Below are 17,005 nucleotides of genomic sequence, written 5' to 3' on the forward strand. Positions count from 1 at the left end.
AAAGTCTCTCAACAGACAGCGCTATACTATGTTAGCAAACACCTGGTGCTGTTGCGGGTGAGGAGGAAGAATGAAAATTACCGTACTGGGGTGCGGAGCCTTAGGACAATTATGGCTTTCGGCCCTCTGCAAACAGGGACATGACGTACAAGGTTGGCTGCGCGTTCCGCAGCCCTATTGCAGCGTGAATGTGATTGAAACGGATGGGTCGATTTTTAATGAATCCCTGACGGCAAACGATCCGGAGTTTTTAGCCACCAGCGATCTGCTGCTGGTAACGCTCAAAGCGTGGCAGGTTTCCGACGCGGTCAAAGCCCTTGCGTCGACACTGGCGGAAACGGCGCCCATTCTGTTGATCCATAACGGCATGGGAACGATTGAAGAATTGCGCAATATTCACCAACCGCTACTGATGGGGACGACCACTCATGCCGCACGGCGCGATGGCAATGTCATCATTCATGTCGCGAGCGGCACCACGCATATTGGCCCGGCGCGCGAGCAGGATGGCGATTTCAGCTATCTCGCCGATTTGCTGCAATGCGTACTGCCTGACGTCGCCTGGCATAATAATATTCGCGCCGAGATGTGGCGCAAGCTGGCGGTGAACTGTGTGATTAACCCTCTCACCGCGCTGTGGAACTGCCCGAATGGCGAACTGCGCAACCATCCTGAAGAGGTCAACCTGATTTGCCAGGAAGTCGCGGCGGTCATTGAACGCGAAGGTCACCATACATCAGTCGACGATTTACGCTATTATGTCGAGCAAGTTATTGACAGTACGGCAGAAAACATCTCATCCATGTTGCAGGACATTCAGGCTCTGCGTCATACCGAGATTGACTACATCACCGGATATCTGCTGAAACGCGCCCGTGCGCACGGAATTGCGGTGCCGGAAAACAGCCGCCTGTTTGAATTAGTAAAACGAAAGGAGAGTGAATATGAGCGCATCGGCACTGGTATGCCTCGCCCCTGGTAGTGAAGAAACCGAAGCGGTTACCACTATCGACCTGCTGGTTCGTGGTGGCATCAACGTCACCACCGCGAGCGTCGCCAGCGACGGCAGTCTGACCATTGTCTGTTCACGCGGCGTAAAACTGCTGGCGGATGCGCCGCTGGTTGCCGTGGCCGATGGCGACTATGACATCATCATCCTGCCGGGCGGCATTAAAGGCGCCGAGTGTTTTCGCGACAGTACGTTATTAGTCGAAACCGTTAAGCAATTTCACCGATCCGGACGGATTGTCGCCGCTATTTGCGCGGCAGCCGCTACCGTACTCGTACCGCACGACATCTTCCCCATCGGCAACATGACGGGCTTTCCGGCGCTGAAAGACAGCATTCCCGCTGAACAATGGCAGGATAAACGCGTGGTCTGGGACCCGCGGGTGAAGTTGCTCACCAGCCAGGCCCCGGGCACCTCAATCGATTTTGGTTTAAAGATTATTGACCTGCTGGTTGGGCGAGAGAAAGCTCATGAAGTCGCGTCACAACTGGTGATGGCGGCAGGCATTTATAATTACTACGAGTAGTTTGATTGCCGGGTGATCTCACTGCCACCCGGCACAATCATTCAAAACCAGGGCGCGGAACTCATCACATTGCTGTAAAACAGCATTCTACCGGCCAGTTCCCCCGTGATGATTAATGCCACCCATACCCAACTGCGCATCCCGCCGTTCAGACGTGATATCCCCCACACTGCGACACACACGCTGGCGAAGAGCTGCCACCAGAGCAGAGGGCTTGACGCATCGGCACCCGGAACCTGATAGCGAAGACACAGCGCGCCGGCGCTCAGTACAATGCCAGCGACAATCCCCGTATTACAGACCGTAGAAAGTGAAAGGTGCCAGTACGCTCTGGCAATGGAGACGCTCATAAACCCCGTCAGCAGCGCCGTTCCCAGGAACGCGGCTGGCGTCGCAGCGTTATGCCAGAGCGGGTGTAGCGGCATTTGGTAATAGACCTGCGACGTCACCAGAATGGTGCCCAATCCCACCAGTGCCGTTACGCCGCCCAGCAGGGTAACCCCGCGCTGTGCTGGCCTGAACCAGCACAGCAGTAGCCAGCAAAACATCGCGCCATTAAGCGCAATACAGGCGACCACTTCCCGACTAAGCCAGGAACTCCGTAATCCATTCAGGGAGCGATAAGCCCCTTCAGGCGATCCCAGATGCGCCAGCGAAGCAAGCGATCCTGCTACGGTGATAACCCAGAACAGCAACGCCAGCGTGCGGTAGTGGATTGGGCTGAATTCTTCTACGCACAATAACTGACACAGTGTCAGCGCCAGTACCCCACCGATTCCCCATTGCACGAACACGGTGAAGAAGACCAATGGCAATTCATAATGTTCCATTTCGTTCTCCTCAATCCCGCGGCGGAATAATGACAATGTTAGGCTGACTGATCGTGTGATCGGGCAGGTTGTAGCGTTTTTCCAGCACCGCCCACTGCGTCGTATGCTCTTTACGCAACTCCGCTATCTCGCCAAAACGTAATACGCCTGCCGGACAGGATTCTACGCAGCGCGGCTGCAATCCTTCATCGAGTCGTTCAGCACACAGATTACACTTACTGGTTTTCCCTTCGGCGGGATCGTACACCGGGGCACTCCACGGGCAGGCCATGATGCACATCCGACAACCGATGCACCGCTCATGATCCTGTACGACAATGCCGTCTGCTCGTTTGCTGTACGTCCCGGCCGGGCAGACTTTCATGCACTGAGGGTCATCACAGTGGTTGCACGACATGCTGATGAAGGCCTGCGTGTTGGGCTCATCCGTATGACGCTCGCGAACCCGACGCCACAGTACCCCGAGCGGCGTCATGTTTTCCGATTTGCAGGCCATGCTACAGGTTTTACAGCCGTAGCAGTTTTGCATATCAATAAGAAATCCATACTGTTTCATCGTGATTAAGCCTCCCTTCTCACATCGACGAGCGTACTGTTGCAACAGTGCCCATTCCCCAATACTTCTACCTGATCGTTAGTCACATGGCTGCTGCTTCCCCCCTGCTGCTCCCACCAGCCGTTATCCAGACTCACGACTCCGCGTTTGATATGGGTGGTCACGTCGGCAATCGCCCGATGCTGACCGCGATGATTGAACACCACGACCCACTCTCCGGGCTGAATCTGACGCTGGCGGGCATCTTCCGGGTGGATCATCACGTTCGGACGGTTACGCTGAACCTCCAGGATCCACTCGTTCATCCCGTGGCTGGAATGCACGCTGCGCGCCAGTTTGCGCTGCACTGCCATTAACGGGTAGGTTTGGGCGAGCTCAGGCGATCCTTTGACCGATTCTTTCACCTGCATCCAGGTCACTACCGGCAGGAAATCTTTTTTCGTCCACTCCTCGATGTACAGATGCGCTTTGCCGGTCGAGGTGAGGAACTTACCGTCTTTGAACGGGATCCAGTCGTCTTCAACAGGACAAACCGGCCCTTTTTTCAGCATGTCGCGGGTAATGCCCGAGCCTTTCAGGCAGGTGTCGATATAGTGCTCAATAGGCTGGTTGAAAACCTCGCCAAAGCCAAAACGCTCCGCCAGGCGAGCAAATATCCAGTAATCAGGCCTGGCTTCTCCTGGCGGTTCCACTGCCTTCTCCATCAGTTGCACATAGTGGCTGCGCACGCCCGCCATTAAACTAACATCCTCAAAAATGGTCGTGACGGGGAGTACCAGATCGGCGTACAGCGCAGACGAGCTCATCAGGTTATCGGCTACCACCACAAACGGCACTTTCTTAAAGGCCTCTCTCACCTGATTGGTATTGGGCAGTTGGGTCATCGCGCCCAGCGTCATGTTCCACCAGAATTTAATTGCGTGCGGTTTTTCGTTAACAACCCAGTCACCGATTTTGGGAATAGGAATGGGGGGAATTTTGGCCGCATTCGGCGCGGGAGGAACGATGGGCGAGAATTTTGCCATCTGTCGAACGCCACCCGCATCGCAGACCCCTGCCCCGGCTTTACCGATATTGCCGGTAATCAGCGCCAGATAGAACTGGCTGGCCGCAACGTACGTACCGAACTCGGTTCGTTGCGCGCCAGACATGTTCTGCACGATCATCGCCGGCTGCGTTGCGGCGTAATCTCGTGCCAGACGGAATACCGTCTGCGCGGGCACGTCAGTCTCTTCCTCCACTTTCTGCGCGGTCCAGGGTTTTGCCTGCGCCCAGACGTTATCCAGCACGGTGGTAAATTCACTGTTAGCAGGCAACTCCTCACTCAACAATGCGGGTATCACGCCGGGCTCATCATGCCGTCTCAGGGTCTGACTTTGAGTATCAAAGACCAGATAACTGTCCGCGTCATTGGGGTCGGCACGCATTAACTGCTGCTGTTTATCCACCAGATACACCGCACCGGTATGCGCGCGCAGGAAATCCGCGTCATAGCGTTTTTCCTGCATAATGATGTTAATCATCCCTAACGCCAGGGCGATATCGGTACCCGGCACGATCGGTACCCACTCGTCGGCTTTGGCCGCCGTTTCGTTAAATCGCGGGTCAATCACCACCAACCGTGCGCCGTTTCGCTGTGCCTGAGAATAGTTTTTAAAATAGGCATGCATGGTGACCGCCGGGTTATTCCCCCAGCACAAAATGTAGCGACTGTCTGCAATGGTGTCGCGGGTATCAGCATAGCGCAGGCCAACCATCGGCATCATCGCAGCGGTGACCGCCGCGCAACAGAGTGAACCGGCGGTTTTGGTACTGCCGCCGAGATAATCGAAAAAGGCTTTGGCCATATCGTTTTTGATGGAGTCCATGTTCCCGGATGCGGCAGTCAGCAGTAGGCCTTTGTTTCCGTCGGTGGCAATGGTTTCTCTGATTTTCTGTTCAATGAGATCCAGCGCGGCGTCCCAGGCGATCGGTTTAAATTTCCCCTCGCCTTTTTCTCCTGTTCGCAGCAATGGTTGCGTCAGCCGTAATGGGTGATAAACCCATTTGGTGCGGCTAATTCCTCGTAAACAGCATTTCACGTTGAAGCCTTTCGTCGCTTCAATTTTCATTAACCGGTCTTTCCAGACGTACGCTGTCAGGTTGCAGTGCAAACATTCCATCGCACAGGTCGAACGAAACGTCTGGTAATCCGTTTGTTTAAGACGAACCCGGGGCAACGGTGAACCGTTGGCCTGACGGAGCGTCAGAAACGTCGGCGCCAGTGAGGATAACCCCACCACACCGAACCCTTTTAACAGGGTTCTTCTTTTTAATTGGATATTGCTCATTGCGTCCATGTTCTTGCCTCTAAAAAAGTTCATTATTAGTTAACCCATGTTCACCAGTGATTAACCTGATACAGGTCAACATCTAACCATTTAGGAGTAGTGAGCGTTTTAAATTGCGAAGGCGGTACTGATTTCAGCCGCGATGGTATACTCGCGAAGAATCAAAAAAGAGAATGCATATGGCTGAAACATCGCAAGGGGTCAATTCGGTTGATATCGCCGTCAACATTCTGGCGTTTGTTGCCAGTCAAAATGGTCAGGCACGCGCCATCGATATCGCCACGGGATGCAACCTGTCGAAAAGTCGTTTACACAAGTATCTGGTCTCACTTTGTCGAACCGGTATGCTGGGGCAAAACGAAAAAGGACTTTATTGCCTTGGGACAACCCTCCTTCAGATGGCGGGTAAGTCAACGGCTGCACGCGATCCGGTGAGTGAACTCAATATGGCGCTGATCGCGTTTCGCGATACTTTTAATCACTCTACCGGCGTGGTGGTTGAGACGGACGGCGGATTAGTGCTGAAACACTACAATCGCAGCTTCCGCAATGTAGATATCGATTTTCTGCCCAACACACCCGTTCCGCTTCACGCCAGTTCCGCGGGTCAGGTGTTCATGAGTTATTCGGACTATCAGCCGCAAAATCAGGCACAGATCCAGTTGATTGAACAAATACGCGCTCGGGGCTACGCGGTACGCCACAATCCGACACAGGGGATCCCTGGTGCACAGTCGATTGCCTGTCCATTACGGAATAAAAAGGGAGAACTGGTGGCGATTGCCGTGACGATGGGGTTCTTCAGTACAGACGACATGCCGCAGATTGCCGGGCATTTAGTGAGAAGCGTCGAAGCGCTTCAACCGCAGCAGTAAAATTCCCCCAGCGCAGATGGCTGGGGGAAATCGTGGTTACGGGCGATATACCTTCACATTCACAAAGCCCTGCTCACGCAGATACAGCGCCTGCAGACGGCTCATCACGCCGCGCTCGCACCACAGCAGCCAGGTTTTGCTCTGGTCGAGATCGCCGAATTGCGTACTCAGCTTGTAGAACGGCAGCGAAACCACATCCACGCCATCCACCTTCAGCGGTTTATCGTCCTGCTCATCGACAGAGCGGATATCCAGAATCACGTCGTTCGGGCCGAAGCCGCTGACGGTTTCGACTTCCACGACCTCCTGCTGAGTCTGCTGCGCGATTTCGCGAATATCGACATTGCTGGCTTCTTCAACCACCTTATCGAGGATGCTGAAGTCAAAGTTCTGTTCTTCCGCTTCAATCTTCGACTTGATGGCTTTCACCGTCGGACTTTTTGAAATTACGCCGCAGTATTCCGGCATGGTGCGGGCAAAATCTTCAGTCCCAATCTGGCGCGCCAGATTGATGATGTGCTCTTTATCGTAAGCGATCAGTGGACGCAGAATCAGCGTATCGGAGACATTATCGATCAGACGCAGGTTGGTCAGCGTCTGGCTGGAGACCTGTCCCAGCGCTTCGCCGGTGACCAGCGCCTGCACGCCATAGCGTTCTGCCACTTTCGACGCCGCACGAACCATCATACGTTTCAGCACTACGCCCATCTGACCGTCATCGACTTTCTCGAGGATCTCACCGACCACCGGTTCAAAGTTGATGGCGACAAATCGCACGCGATGCGAACTGCCGAAGCGGTTCCACAGATAGTGCGCCACCTGACGAACGCCGATTTCATGCGCCGCGCCGCCGAGGTTAAAGAAGCAGTAGTGAACACGGCAGCCACGACGCATCAGCATATAGCTGGAAACGCCGGAGTCGAAGCCGCCGGAGATCAGCGACAGTACGTCTTCCTGCGTCCCGATCGGGAAACCGCCGATCCCTTCGTAGCGGCCTTTAATCAGCAGCAGACGATCGTCTTCGACTTCCAGATGGACTGTCACGTCCGGGTTGGTCAACTTCACGCGCGCTGATTCAATATGCTGGTTTAAACCGCCGCCAACGTAACGTTCCACATCGATAGAGCTAAACTCGTGTTTACCGCGACGTTTAACGCGCACGCAGAAAGTTTTGCCTTCCAGCCGATCGCGGTATTGTGCCAGCGCCTTCTCGAAAATATCGTGCATGTCGGTAAACGGCACGTCTTCGACTTCAAGAATGTGGTGAATTCCCGGGATACGGGTCAGCGCGTCGCGGATGGCCAGACGCTGATTTTCATCTTTTGCGCGAACTTCGATGTTATCCCAGTGGCGAACAACGGCGAGGGTCCCATCATAGTGCTTTAAAACGTTACGAATGTTCCCGGTCAGCATTTTTATAAAGCGCAAACGCACAGATTGGCTTTTGATGGTGATTTCCGGGAACAATTTAATGATAAACTTCATGGCAGCAATGGTTCTTGAGCAAGTCTTAATGACTTGTTATGGGAAAAAGTACAGCAGCCCATACCCGCGGCTGCATCCAGGCGCGGAAGTATATCACTATCACGCGGATCCTGTGCACATCCCCTTACCATTGTGCGTTATTTGCTTATCAGTACGAGTCCGTTACCATAGTCTCGTGCTGCCATTACAGAGAGTCAGACATTCATTATGCCGAAGAAAAATGAGGCGCCGGTCAGCTTTGAAACCTCGCTGAACGAGCTGGAGCAAATTGTAACGCGTCTGGAAAGTGGCGATCTGCCGCTGGAAGAGGCGCTCAACGAATTCGAACGTGGCGTGCAGCTGGCACGTCAGGGACAGGTGAAATTGCAACAGGCTGAACAGCGTGTGCAAATCCTGCTGTCTGACAATGAAGACGCATCCCCTACGCCTTTTACAGCGGATAATGAATAAATGGATTTTTCGCAGCAGCTTCAGGCCTGTGTCGAGCAGGCTAATCAGGCGCTGAGCCGTTTTATTGCCCCACTGCCCTTTCAGAACACTCCCGTGGTTGAAACCATGCAGTATGGCGCATTATTAGGCGGTAAACGTCTGCGTCCGTTTCTGGTGTATGCCACCGGTCAGATGTTTGGTATCAGCCTGAGTACCCTGGATGCCCCGGCAGCAGCCGTTGAGTGCATTCACGCTTACTCACTGATCCATGACGATCTGCCGGCAATGGACGATGACGATCTGCGTCGCGGCTTGCCAACCTGTCACGTCAAGTTTGGCGAGGCAAATGCCATTCTGGCAGGTGATGCCCTGCAAACGCTGGCGTTCTCGATTATCAGCGATGCCCCAATGCCGGAAGTCGCTGACCGCGATCGGATCGCGATGATTTCCGAACTGGCGAGCGCCAGCGGGATCGCCGGCATGTGTGGTGGTCAGGCGCTGGATCTCGACGCCGAAGGTAAACAGGTCCCGCTGGAGGCGCTGGAGAAAATCCATCGTCATAAGACGGGCGCACTGATTCGCGCCGCGGTTCGCCTGGGGGCGTTAAGTGCCGGAGAAAAAGGCAGAAATGCGCTGCCAGTACTCGACAAATACGCAGAAAGTATCGGCCTGGCGTTCCAGGTTCAGGATGACATTCTGGATGTGGTGGGCGATACTGCAACGTTGGGTAAACGTCAGGGTGCCGACCAGCAGCTTGGCAAAAGTACCTATCCTGCACTTCTGGGCCTTGAGCAAGCCCGGAATAAAGCCCGGGATTTAATCGCAGAGGCTCGCCAGTCGCTAAATCAACTGGCCGCGCAGTCACTCGATACCTCGGCACTGGAAGCGCTAGCGGACTACATAATCCAGCGTAATAAATGAACACTCTGTCTTACTTAAAGGCCTCTGATGAGTTTTGATATCGCCAAATACCCTACCCTGGCACTGGTCGACTCCACCCAGGAGTTACGACTGCTACCAAAAGAGAGTCTGCCGAAACTGTGCGACGAACTGCGCCGCTATTTACTCGACAGCGTCAGTCGTTCCAGCGGCCACTTCGCCTCCGGGCTGGGCACGGTTGAACTGACCGTGGCGCTACACTATGTCTATAACACCCCGTTTGACCAGCTCATCTGGGATGTGGGTCATCAGGCCTATCCGCACAAAATTTTGACGGGGCGTCGCGATAAAATTGGCACCATCCGCCAGAAAGGCGGTCTGCACCCGTTCCCCTGGCGCGGTGAAAGCGAATACGATGTCCTGAGCGTGGGTCACTCTTCCACCTCCATCAGCGCCGGCATCGGCGTGGCGGTTGCTGCGGAAAAAGAGGGCAAAGATCGCCGTACCGTCTGCGTGATTGGCGACGGGGCGATTACTGCCGGAATGGCGTTTGAGGCGATGAACCACGCGGGCGATATCAAACCGGATATGCTCGTCATCCTCAACGATAACGAAATGTCGATTTCCGAGAACGTCGGCGCGCTGAACAATCATCTCGCACAGTTGCTCTCCGGTAAGCTCTATTCTTCCCTGCGTGAAGGCGGCAAGAAAGTCTTTTCTGGCGTACCGCCGATCAAAGAACTGCTCAAACGCACCGAAGAACATATCAAAGGTATGGTCGTGCCCGGCACGCTGTTTGAAGAGCTGGGCTTTAACTACATTGGTCCGGTGGACGGTCACGATGTATTGGGGCTTATCACCACGCTGAAGAACATGCGCGACCTGAAAGGCCCGCAGTTCCTGCATATCATGACCAAAAAAGGCCGTGGTTATGAGCCAGCGGAAAAAGACCCGATCACCTTCCACGCGGTGCCGAAATTCGATCCCTCCAGCGGTTGTCTGCCGAAAAGCAGCGGCGGTCTGCCAAGCTATTCGAAAATCTTCGGCGACTGGCTGTGCGAAACGGCGGCCAAAGACAGTAAGCTGATGGCGATCACCCCAGCCATGCGCGAAGGCTCCGGCATGGTCGAATTCTCGCGCAAATTCCCGGACCGTTACTTTGACGTGGCGATTGCCGAGCAGCACGCGGTGACCTTTGCCGCCGGACTGGCGATTGGCGGTTACAAACCGGTTGTCGCCATCTACTCAACCTTCCTGCAACGTGCCTACGATCAGGTGCTGCACGATGTGGCGATCCAAAAACTGCCGGTCATGTTTGCCATTGACCGTGCGGGGATCGTCGGCGCGGACGGACAGACCCACCAGGGAGCGTTTGATCTCTCTTATCTGCGCTGCATCCCGGAGATGGTCATCATGACCCCGAGCGATGAGAACGAATGCCGCCAGATGCTGTTTACCGGTTATCACTACAGCGATGGCCCGACGGCGGTGCGTTATCCGCGCGGTAACGCCGTAGGCGTTGAGCTAACGCCGCTGGAGAAACTGCCGATCGGAAAAGGCGTGGTGAAGCGTCACGGCGAAAAGCTGGCGATCCTAAACTTCGGTACCTTAATGCCGGAAGCGACGAAAGCCGCAGAATCTCTCAACGCCACGCTGGTCGACATGCGCTTTGTGAAACCAGTGGATGAAGCGCTGATCCTCGAAATGGCAGCGCGTCATGACGCGCTGGTCACCGTGGAAGAAAATGCCATCATGGGCGGTGCGGGCAGTGGCGTAAACGAAGTGCTGATGGCGCATCGCAAACCGATTCCGGTGCTTAACATCGGCTTGCCGGATTACTTCATTCCGCAAGGAACGCAGGAGGAAGCCCGCGCCGAGTTGGGTCTGGATGCTGCGGGCATTGAGGCCAAAATCAAGGCCTGGCTGGCATAATCCCCCCTTCGCTCCTGCTATGCTTAACTCATAACGAGCATAACAGGAGCGAAATAATGCAATACAACATCTTAGGAAAAACGGACCTTCGGGTTTCCCGCCTTTGTCTGGGCTGCATGACGTTCGGCGAGCCGAATCGCGGTAACCACGCCTGGACGCTTCCCGAAGAGAGCAGTCGCCCTATCATCAAACGCGCCCTTGAGGGCGGTATTAACTTTTTCGATACCTCGAACAACTACTCAGCCGGCAGCAGCGAAGAGATCGTCGGTCGCGCTCTGCGCGATTTCGCGCGTCGTGACGAGGTGGTGGTCGCCACCAAAGTATTCAACCGGGTGGATGATCTGCCGGAAGGTTTATCCCGCGCGCAAATTCTGCGTTCTATCGATGACAGTCTCAGACGACTGGGGATGGACTACGTCGATATCCTGCAAATTCACCGCTGGGATTACAACACGCCGATTGAAGAGACGCTGGAAGCGTTAAACGATGTGGTCAAGGCCGGGAAAGCACGTTATATCGGCGCGTCATCAATGCACGCATCACAGTTTGCCCAGGCGCTGGCGCTGCAAAAACAGCACGGCTGGGCGCAGTTTGTCAGTATGCAAGACCACTATAACCTGATCTACCGCGAAGAAGAGCGTGAAATGCTGCCGCTTTGCTATCAGGAAGGCGTGGCGGTGATCCCGTGGAGCCCGCTGGCCAGAGGGCGCCTGACGCGTCCGTGGGGAGAGACCACCGCCCGCCTGGTTTCTGACGAAGTGGGAAAAAAGCTGTATAGCGAAAGCGACGAAAATGATGCGCAAATTGCCGCACGGCTGACCGGTGTGAGCGAAGAACTTGGCGCGACACGCGCTCAGGTGGCGCTGGCGTGGCTGTTGAGCAAACCGGGCATTGCCGCGCCGATTATTGGCACCTCACGGGAAGAACAGCTCGATGAGTTGCTGAATGCCGTGGATCTCACGCTGAAACCTGAGCATATCGCCGAACTGGAAACGCCGTACAAACCGCATCCGGTGGCGGGATATAAATAAGGAAATGTGCCCGATGGCGCTTCGCTTATCGGGCCTACACACGATCCCAGGCCGGAAAAGGCGGTTACGCCGCCATCCGGTAAATCGCAACGCGTTAAATCACGCCAATCGGCCAGTGATGCCCGATGAAATAGAGGATCCCGGCAGAAATCACCCCGGCAACAATATCGTCCACCATGATCCCCATCCCGCCATGCACATTGCGATCGAACCAACGGATCGGCCACGGCTTCCACATATCGAGAATACGGAAAATCACAAACCCGGCGGCGACCCACTGCCAGTCATTGCTCGGCAGCGCCATCAGCGTGATCCACATTCCGATGAACTCATCCCAGACGATGCTACCGTGATCGTGCACCCCCATGTCTTTTGCCGTCTGATGGCAAAGATAGACACCAATACAGATCCCCAGCATCACCACCAGCGAATAAAGCTGCCACGGCAGAAAAGTCATCAGATACCAGAAGGGGATCGCCGCCAGCGATCCCATCGTGCCGGGAATAATCGGACTGAGGCCGCTGCCAAATCCGGTAGCCAGTAAATGCCACGGGTTAAGCAGATTCAGACGGCTTTTGGCGACATCTTTATGGCGTGGCAAAATGGTCATATCCTTTCCAGTCAAAGGTGACAGACGTTCCGTCACGCATGAAATGAATCCCTTCCACATCCGCACTCATCTGCCCGATGCAGGTAAAGGCAACGCCAAGCTGGCCCATAGCCACCTCCAGCGCACCGCGATTCAACTCCGGTACCGTAAAGCATAACTCATAGTCTTCACCGCCAGACAGCGCCCAACGCAGCGCCTGTTCAGTTTCGACGTGACGCGTCATCGCGTCTGACCAGGGCAGCGCATCAAGATCGACTCGTGCACCGCAGGCGCTGGCTTTAACAATATGTCCAAGATCGGAAATCAATCCGTCGGAGAGATCAATCGCCGCGCTGGCCAGATCGCGCAGCGCCTGGCCCTGCAAAATACGCGGCGTCGGGCGCAGGTGGCGTTTTAGCAGATATTCACGATCGCCAGCATCCGCTACCTGCAAGCGATTCTGCAAAATAGCCAGACCCGCCGCGCTATCGCCCGGCGTGCCGGTCACGTAGATCCAGTCGCCCGGTTTCGCCCCAGAACGTTTCAGAGCGCGTCCGGCAGGAACAAAGCCGTGGATACCCAGCGTCATCGCCAGCGGCCCCCGTGTGGTGTCGCCGCCAATCAGTTGCATATCATAGTAATTCAGGAGTTCAAACAGGCTGTCGCTGAAGGTCTCCAGCCAGCGTTCGTCCACCTCGGGCAAAGTGATCGCCAGCGTCAGCCACGCCGGATCCGCGCCCATTGCCGCCAGATCGCTTAAATTCACTGCCAGCGCTTTGTACGCCAGATCGGCAGGATCAATGTCGGTCAGGAAGTGGTTGCCCGCCACCAGCGTATCAGTGCTGATCGCCAGCGTCTGTTTATCGGGGATGTTCAGAAGTGCGCAGTCGTCGCCAATACCGGTTTCGACGTCAAGACGAGAGCTTCTGACACGGTCAAAATAACGGGCAATCAGGGAAAACTCGCCGCATGCCATACGTTATGCCTCAGCAGAAAAAATGAAAAAGCCGCCAGAGGAGAGGAATTGCTTCCACTTCGCTGACGGCCTGGAGATTACTTTTTGTTGGGGCGAATCGCAGGCGCTGCTTTATCCAGAACGCCATTGACGAACTTGTGGCTGTCTTCCGCACCGAACGTTTTCGCCAGTTCGATCGCTTCGTTGATGGCCACTTTGTATGGCACATCACTGCGTTTTGACAGCTCGAACAGCGCAATACGCAGTACAGCTTTTTCCACCTGACCCAGCTCTTCCAGCAGACGAGACAGATAAGGCTTCATCAGGCCATCCAGGTACGCGCTGTTAGTCGCCACCCCGGACAGCAGTTCGCGGAAGTACATGACGTCAACATCTTTCACGTCCTGTTCTGCCAGGAACTGGTATTCAACATCAGCGATGTCGTTCTGGGACAACTGCCAGGAGTAGAGCGCCTGAACGGCACACTCACGAGCGCGGCGACGAGCAGCAGGTTTCACGGATTTCCCCTTACAAAAATCAGGCCTTAATGGCTTTCAATACATTAATCATTTCAAGCGCGGTCAATGCAGCTTCCGCGCCTTTGTTGCCAGCTTTGGTGCCAGCACGTTCGATAGCTTGTTCAATGCTTTCGGTAGTCAGGACGCCAAAGGCGACCGGAATTTCGCTGTCCTGAGCGACATGCGCCAGGCCATTGCTTGCACCGCCAGCGACATATTCGAAGTGAGCTGTGCCGCCACGAATAACCGTACCCAGCGCAATCACCGCATCATATTTACCGGTTTTCGCCAGCGCGCCCGCTGCCAGCGGCAGTTCGTAGGCACCTGGAACCCAGACAACGGTAATATTTTCATCTTTGACCTGGCCAATACGTTTCAGGGCGTCAATTGCACCTTCCAGCAGGCTGTCGTTGATAAAGTTGTTGAAACGCGCAATGGTGATGGCGACGCGAGCGTCCGGAGTAGCAACGTTAGCTTCAATAATGTTCATATTCTTCCTTCGGGTTCGATATGGCCCCGTAAGGGGGGCGGATTTTATCATAATATTCTGTGCGCTGCTTCTTATTATTCGAAAGCCTCACGCAGGGGTTAAATGCAGGCAAACGTCCGGGCCCACCTGGCGTATCTCATTGAATTTGAAATGGGGGGCGTTAGCCAGTTTCTCAAGTCCTGGCAACACACATAATCCCCTGGCATCACTGCCTAACAGTGTAGGCGCAAGATAGACGATAAGCTCGTCAACCACACCGGCCTGTAAGAGGGCACCGGCGAGTGTCGGCCCTGCCTCTACCCACAGACTGTTAATCTGCTGTTTGCCCAGCAGCATCATCAGTACCACCAGATCCAGATGACCGTTATGCTCTGGCACAATCATCGTACGGACCGAATCGGGCCAGACACGCGCATCTTCTTTTGTGCGCGCAATCCAGGTTTCCCCAGGCTGTTGCACCAGACGATGTTCAGGCATCACGCGGTTCTGGCTGTCTATCACAATCCGCACCGGCTGGCGCACGGCATCCTGCGGATAAACCGCCTGCGTCGCGTCGCCCAGTTCGGACCAGCGCACGGTGAGCTGCGGGTCGTCTGCCAGCACCGTCGCGCTACTGGTTAAAATGGCGTGGCTTTGCGCGCGCAAACGCTGAACGTCACGGCGCGCCTCTGGTGAGGTAATCCACTGGCTTTCGCCGCTGGCCATCGCCGTGCGACCATCCAGCGAAGCGCCGAGTTTCAGTTGCACATACGGAAATCCGGTCCGCATGCGTTTGAGGAAGCCTTTGTTTAACGCTTCAACTTCGCTCATCATCAGCCCATGGCTGACGTCGATACCCGCCTGTTGCAGGCGATATAACCCGCGTCCCGCCACTTGCGGATTGGGATCCTGCATCGCCGCTACCACACGAGAAACGCCAGCGGCAATCAGCGCGTCACAACACGGCGGTGTACGACCGTGATGGCTGCATGGTTCGAGGGTGACGTAAGCCGTTGCGCCTTTGGCCTTATCGCCGGCCATGCGCAGGGCATGCACTTCCGCATGCGGTTCGCCGGCACGGTGATGATAACCTTCGCCGACAATCTCGCCTTCGTTGACGATCACGCAGCCGACATTAGGGTTGGGATGGGTGGTAAACCGCCCGCGCTGCGCCAGCTTCAGCGCTCGCGCCATGTATAACTCATCCTGCATGGCTTAATCCTGTAGGCGAGCGATCTCTTCGCCAAATTCTTTGATATCTTCGAAGCTGCGGTAAACGGAAGCAAAGCGGATGTAGGCGACTTTATCGAGTTTTTTCAATTGTTCCATCACCAAATTGCCAATCATTTTGCTGGGAACTTCGCGCTCGCCGGTGGCACGCAGTTGCGATTTGATGTGATTCAACGCCATTTCGACGTCGTCGGAACTCACCGGACGTTTTTCCAGCGCGCGCTGCATTCCACTGCGCAGCTTTTCTTCATTAAACGGTTCGCGCACGTCGTTGCTTTTCACAACGCGCGGCATCACAAGTTCTGCCACTTCGAAGGTGGTGAAACGTTCATTACAAACCAGACACTGCCGGCGGCGGCGTACTGAAGAGCCCTCGCCCACAAGACGAGAGTCAATTACCTTGGTGTCTACGGCGAAACAGAATGGGCAATGCATACGGCGTCCTGACCTGGTGGTTAACAGAAATCTATTTTAACCTGAACTGGCGTGACAACAAAGGCGCAACGCTTTTGAGACAATGGATCGATGTCTTAGCACAATTTACGATCTACCATTAGGTCATCGCGAATAGTCAGGAAATAAGAAAGATGACAAGACGTTACCTAAGAATTCTCCTGGTGGGAAGTCTCTTTAGTCTGAGCGCCTGCGCGCAACAAAGCGAAGTACGCCAGATGCATCAGAGCGTTTCGGCACTCAATAAAGAGATGAATCAGCTTAATCAGGAAACCGTAAAGATTACCCAGCAAAACAGCCTGAACGTCAAATCAACCAGCGGCGTTTATCTGCTACCGGGTTCGAATACCCCGGCACGTCTGAACAGTCAGATCGGTACACTGCGCATGTCGCTTATCAACATCGCGCCAAACGCGGCTGGCACCCGGGTGACGCTGCGTATTCAGGGGGAGTCAAACGATCCGCTGCCAGCGTTTAGCGGCACCGTTGAATACGGGCAAATTCAGGGAACAACTGACAATTATCAGGAAGTGAATGTGCAGAATCAGTTGATTAATGCGCCGGCTAGCGTGCTGGCACCCAGTGATGTAGACATCCCGCTGCAACTGAATAACCTGACCCCCGATCAATTAGGGTTTGTGCGTATCCACGACATCCAGCCTGTTACGCAATAAACTTCCTTGCGGAACGTTTTGTGCGTTCCGCAACATCCACTCCCGATCTTTTGTGACTCCTCTGACATCCACGTCATTTTTTGCCAACGTTGGCAATTGGCATGAAAGTCAGTACAATCCCCGCGCCAAAGTACGCAAACGTGAACGCAATCGATTACGCAAATGATAGAACTGTGAAACAAGACATATTTTTGTGAGCAATGATTTCTATAATAGGCTCCCAGAAACACGAAAT

Annotated in this window: 18 protein-coding genes; 8 read left to right on the forward strand and 10 right to left on the reverse strand. The window is 54.7% G+C overall.

All coding sequences use genetic code 11. The features are described from left to right. The first annotated feature begins 70 nt into the window (after positions 1 to 70). Positions 71 to 982 carry a 2-dehydropantoate 2-reductase gene (gene panE, locus KE671_RS09310; protein WP_206162674.1) on the forward strand — a complete coding sequence of 304 codons (912 nt, stop codon included), beginning with the start codon at positions 71 to 73 and terminating at the stop codon, positions 980 to 982. Beyond that, the gene (gene yajL, locus KE671_RS09315) at positions 945 to 1,535 is read left to right on the forward strand and encodes a protein deglycase YajL (RefSeq protein WP_206162675.1); all 591 of its coding nucleotides are present in this window, start codon (positions 945 to 947) and stop codon (positions 1,533 to 1,535) included. The genes panE and yajL overlap by 38 nt, the downstream gene beginning before the upstream one ends. Before the next feature lie 41 nt (positions 1,536 to 1,576). Here yajL and KE671_RS09320 read toward each other — a convergent pair whose 3' ends face one another. Genes KE671_RS09320 through KE671_RS09330 form a run of 3 tightly spaced genes read right to left on the reverse strand, consistent with a single transcriptional unit; the run spans position 1,577 to position 5,260 of the window. Next, entirely contained in the window at positions 1,577 to 2,365 is a 789-nt protein-coding gene (locus KE671_RS09320; protein WP_206162676.1) for a dimethyl sulfoxide reductase anchor subunit family protein, read from the reverse strand. Positions 2,366 to 2,375: 10 nt separating this feature from the next. Then, complete coding sequence (locus KE671_RS09325; RefSeq protein WP_241029786.1) at positions 2,376 to 2,921, reverse strand: 4Fe-4S dicluster domain-containing protein; 546 nt, start codon at positions 2,919 to 2,921, stop codon at positions 2,376 to 2,378. Positions 2,922 to 2,926: 5 nt separating this feature from the next. Further along, positions 2,927 to 5,260 carry a molybdopterin-containing oxidoreductase family protein gene (locus KE671_RS09330; RefSeq protein ID WP_206162677.1) on the reverse strand — a complete coding sequence of 778 codons (2,334 nt, stop codon included), beginning with the start codon at positions 5,258 to 5,260 and terminating at the stop codon, positions 2,927 to 2,929. Between the two features lie 170 nt (positions 5,261 to 5,430). Between KE671_RS09330 and KE671_RS09335 the strand changes: the two genes are divergently transcribed. Beyond that, a complete protein-coding gene (locus KE671_RS09335) occupies positions 5,431 to 6,126 on the forward strand; it encodes an IclR family transcriptional regulator (RefSeq protein WP_206162678.1) in 696 nt (231 codons plus the stop codon). A gap of 36 nt (positions 6,127 to 6,162) precedes the next feature. Here the strand turns inward: KE671_RS09335 and thiI are convergent, their stop codons facing one another. Beyond that, entirely contained in the window at positions 6,163 to 7,611 is a 1,449-nt protein-coding gene (gene thiI / locus KE671_RS09340) for a tRNA uracil 4-sulfurtransferase ThiI (protein ID WP_206162679.1), read from the reverse strand. A 207-nt stretch (positions 7,612 to 7,818) separates the two neighbouring features. Between thiI and xseB the strand changes: the two genes are divergently transcribed. The 4 genes from xseB to yajO are packed head-to-tail and all read left to right on the forward strand — an operon-like array spanning position 7,819 to position 11,882. Beyond that, a complete protein-coding gene (xseB, locus tag KE671_RS09345; RefSeq protein ID WP_206162680.1) occupies positions 7,819 to 8,061 on the forward strand; it encodes an exodeoxyribonuclease VII small subunit in 243 nt (80 codons plus the stop codon). Continuing rightward, on the forward strand, positions 8,062 to 8,961 hold the full coding sequence (ispA, locus tag KE671_RS09350; protein ID WP_206162681.1) for a (2E,6E)-farnesyl diphosphate synthase: 900 nt from the start codon (positions 8,062 to 8,064) through the stop codon (positions 8,959 to 8,961). 27 nt (positions 8,962 to 8,988) lie between these two features. Continuing rightward, complete coding sequence (gene dxs / locus KE671_RS09355; protein WP_206162682.1) at positions 8,989 to 10,851, forward strand: 1-deoxy-D-xylulose-5-phosphate synthase; 1,863 nt, start codon at positions 8,989 to 8,991, stop codon at positions 10,849 to 10,851. A gap of 56 nt (positions 10,852 to 10,907) precedes the next feature. Beyond that, entirely contained in the window at positions 10,908 to 11,882 is a 975-nt protein-coding gene (gene yajO / locus KE671_RS09360; RefSeq protein WP_206162683.1) for an aldo/keto reductase, read from the forward strand. Between the two features lie 94 nt (positions 11,883 to 11,976). Here yajO and pgpA read toward each other — a convergent pair whose 3' ends face one another. The 6 genes from pgpA to nrdR form a co-directional block, all read right to left on the reverse strand. Further along, positions 11,977 to 12,492, reverse strand: coding sequence for a phosphatidylglycerophosphatase A (gene pgpA, locus KE671_RS09365; protein ID WP_206162684.1), 516 nt, complete (start codon positions 12,490 to 12,492; stop codon positions 11,977 to 11,979). Then, on the reverse strand, positions 12,470 to 13,447 hold the full coding sequence (gene thiL, locus KE671_RS09370) for a thiamine-phosphate kinase (RefSeq protein WP_206162685.1): 978 nt from the start codon (positions 13,445 to 13,447) through the stop codon (positions 12,470 to 12,472). Before thiL ends, pgpA begins: the two co-directional genes overlap by 23 nt. A 77-nt stretch (positions 13,448 to 13,524) precedes the next feature. Continuing rightward, the gene (gene nusB, locus KE671_RS09375; protein ID WP_042285962.1) at positions 13,525 to 13,944 is read right to left on the reverse strand and encodes a transcription antitermination factor NusB; all 420 of its coding nucleotides are present in this window, start codon (positions 13,942 to 13,944) and stop codon (positions 13,525 to 13,527) included. A gap of 19 nt (positions 13,945 to 13,963) precedes the next feature. Beyond that, positions 13,964 to 14,434, reverse strand: a complete 471-nt coding sequence (gene ribH / locus KE671_RS09380; RefSeq protein WP_001021161.1) for a 6,7-dimethyl-8-ribityllumazine synthase — start codon at positions 14,432 to 14,434, stop codon at positions 13,964 to 13,966. Positions 14,435 to 14,521: 87 nt separating this feature from the next. Next, entirely contained in the window at positions 14,522 to 15,625 is a 1,104-nt protein-coding gene (gene ribD / locus KE671_RS09385) for a bifunctional diaminohydroxyphosphoribosylaminopyrimidine deaminase/5-amino-6-(5-phosphoribosylamino)uracil reductase RibD (RefSeq protein ID WP_206162686.1), read from the reverse strand. A gap of 3 nt (positions 15,626 to 15,628) precedes the next feature. Continuing rightward, complete coding sequence (gene nrdR, locus KE671_RS09390) at positions 15,629 to 16,078, reverse strand: transcriptional regulator NrdR (protein ID WP_042324561.1); 450 nt, start codon at positions 16,076 to 16,078, stop codon at positions 15,629 to 15,631. A 152-nt stretch (positions 16,079 to 16,230) separates the two neighbouring features. Here nrdR and KE671_RS09395 point away from each other — a divergent pair, with 152 nt between their 5' ends. Continuing rightward, positions 16,231 to 16,770 (forward strand): DUF3251 domain-containing protein, encoded by a 540-nt coding sequence (locus tag KE671_RS09395; protein ID WP_206162687.1) that lies wholly within the window; start codon positions 16,231 to 16,233, stop codon positions 16,768 to 16,770. Positions 16,771 to 17,005 lie beyond the last annotated feature (235 nt).

Origin of the sequence: Citrobacter amalonaticus (assembly GCF_018252635.1) — a bacterium.
GTDB lineage: Bacteria > Pseudomonadota > Gammaproteobacteria > Enterobacterales > Enterobacteriaceae > Citrobacter_A > Citrobacter_A amalonaticus_E.

Excerpts from the sequence above, each read along its gene's own strand:
- panE (WP_206162674.1), top strand. The coding sequence starts at position 71 with ATGAAAATTACCGTACTGGGGTGCGGAGCCTTAGGACAATTATGGCTT.
- yajL (WP_206162675.1), top strand. The coding sequence starts at position 945 with ATGAGCGCATCGGCACTGGTATGCCTCGCCCCTGGTAGTGAAGAAACC.
- KE671_RS09320 (WP_206162676.1), bottom strand. The coding sequence starts at position 2,365 with ATGGAACATTATGAATTGCCATTGGTCTTCTTCACCGTGTTCGTGCAA.
- KE671_RS09325 (WP_241029786.1), bottom strand. The coding sequence starts at position 2,921 with ATGAAACAGTATGGATTTCTTATTGATATGCAAAACTGCTACGGCTGT.
- KE671_RS09330 (WP_206162677.1), bottom strand. The coding sequence starts at position 5,260 with ATGGACGCAATGAGCAATATCCAATTAAAAAGAAGAACCCTGTTAAAA.
- KE671_RS09335 (WP_206162678.1), top strand. The coding sequence starts at position 5,431 with ATGGCTGAAACATCGCAAGGGGTCAATTCGGTTGATATCGCCGTCAAC.
- thiI (WP_206162679.1), bottom strand. The coding sequence starts at position 7,611 with ATGAAGTTTATCATTAAATTGTTCCCGGAAATCACCATCAAAAGCCAA.
- xseB (WP_206162680.1), top strand. The coding sequence starts at position 7,819 with ATGCCGAAGAAAAATGAGGCGCCGGTCAGCTTTGAAACCTCGCTGAAC.
- ispA (WP_206162681.1), top strand. The coding sequence starts at position 8,062 with ATGGATTTTTCGCAGCAGCTTCAGGCCTGTGTCGAGCAGGCTAATCAG.
- dxs (WP_206162682.1), top strand. The coding sequence starts at position 8,989 with ATGAGTTTTGATATCGCCAAATACCCTACCCTGGCACTGGTCGACTCC.
- yajO (WP_206162683.1), top strand. The coding sequence starts at position 10,908 with ATGCAATACAACATCTTAGGAAAAACGGACCTTCGGGTTTCCCGCCTT.
- pgpA (WP_206162684.1), bottom strand. The coding sequence starts at position 12,492 with ATGACCATTTTGCCACGCCATAAAGATGTCGCCAAAAGCCGTCTGAAT.
- thiL (WP_206162685.1), bottom strand. The coding sequence starts at position 13,447 with ATGGCATGCGGCGAGTTTTCCCTGATTGCCCGTTATTTTGACCGTGTC.
- ribH (WP_001021161.1), bottom strand. The coding sequence starts at position 14,434 with ATGAACATTATTGAAGCTAACGTTGCTACTCCGGACGCTCGCGTCGCC.
- ribD (WP_206162686.1), bottom strand. The coding sequence starts at position 15,625 with ATGCAGGATGAGTTATACATGGCGCGAGCGCTGAAGCTGGCGCAGCGC.
- nrdR (WP_042324561.1), bottom strand. The coding sequence starts at position 16,078 with ATGCATTGCCCATTCTGTTTCGCCGTAGACACCAAGGTAATTGACTCT.
- KE671_RS09395 (WP_206162687.1), top strand. The coding sequence starts at position 16,231 with ATGACAAGACGTTACCTAAGAATTCTCCTGGTGGGAAGTCTCTTTAGT.